The following is a 1056-nucleotide window of genomic DNA, read 5'->3' as shown; positions in this document are numbered from 1 at the left end:
CGTGTATAATAGCGGCTCACGTTTTCGTGATAAATATCCTTTCTAAATAGTTGATATGCCCGATGCAGAATCGGGCATTTTTTTTGAGATTGTTATGAATAAAAATAAAATCATTGTATTGCTGATTGCTTTGGTTGCCGTATTTGCCTATAACAAAATGCAAAACAATCAGCCGGTACAATCGCAGAATCAGCAGAAAATAGAAGCTGTTCAAAAACAAAATAATGTGGGTAAAAAGAATGCCGATGCGGCTCAGCAGCAAATCGGTTCGGGCAAAGAATCAGCCGAAGCGGTTTTGAAACAGGCGTTTGAAAACGAGCAAAGCGATATTCAGGTTGAGGGCGAGGGCACGGTATGGAAAACCCTGCCGGATGACAACAAAGGCACGCGCCACCAACGCTTTATCTTGAAGCTCTCCAGCGGTCAGACGCTTTTGGTGGCACACAATATCGACCTTGCCGATAAGATTAAGGGTTTGAAAAAAGGCGATAAAGTAGCGTTTTACGGCGAATACGAATGGTCGGAGCAGGGCGGCGTTATCCATTGGACGCACCATGACCCGTCAGCCCGGCATACTGACGGCTGGTTGAAACACGACGGCCGCCTTTATCAGTAAAAACGGTTTTCCTGTTTTTTCAGACGGTCCGAAACACGGCCTTCGGCTTGAAAGATAGTAGAAATCGGCGCAAAATGTTAACAAGTTAAACAGACGGAAAAATATTGTTCCGTCCATTGGAATACACAGTAGATTGGAAAATAAATGAACAAAAAACTTCATCCGCAAACGCTGGCCATCCGGGGCGGCAAAGAGCAAACCGAATATCGCGAACACAATCAGGCGCTGTTTTTGACCAGCAGCTTCATGTGGGAAAGCGCGCAACATGCGGCAGATTTGTTTTCCAAAAAAATTAAAGGCTTTACCTATACCCGTACAGCCAATCCGACTACTGCCGCTTTTGAAAAACGCATTGCTGCATTGGAAGGCGCAGAGCGCGCGGTAGCCACTTCGACCGGTATGTCCGCGATTCAGGCAGCGTTTTTTACCTTCTTGCAAGC

The 1056-nt window shown here is 46.0% G+C and carries 2 protein-coding genes; both read left to right on the top strand.

Annotated elements, in window-relative coordinates; genetic code table 11:
* The first annotated feature begins 55 nt into the window (after positions 1-55).
* Complete coding sequence (locus ACTHUE_RS19425) at positions 56-616, top strand: DUF3465 domain-containing protein (RefSeq protein WP_004521102.1); 561 nt, start codon at positions 56-58, stop codon at positions 614-616.
* A gap of 144 nt (positions 617-760) precedes the next feature.
* The coding region (locus ACTHUE_RS19420) for a PLP-dependent transferase (protein ID WP_440424217.1) at positions 761-1056 on the top strand (296 nt) is incomplete at its 3' end.

The organism is Neisseria sp. P0021.S005 (assembly GCF_051956955.1).
This window is presented reverse-complemented; position numbering and strand designations above follow the sequence as displayed.

Bases quoted from the DNA above. Each gene is read 5' to 3' on its own strand.
- ACTHUE_RS19425 (WP_004521102.1), top strand. From the start codon at position 56: ATGCCCGATGCAGAATCGGGCATTTTTTTTGAGATTGTTATGAATAAA.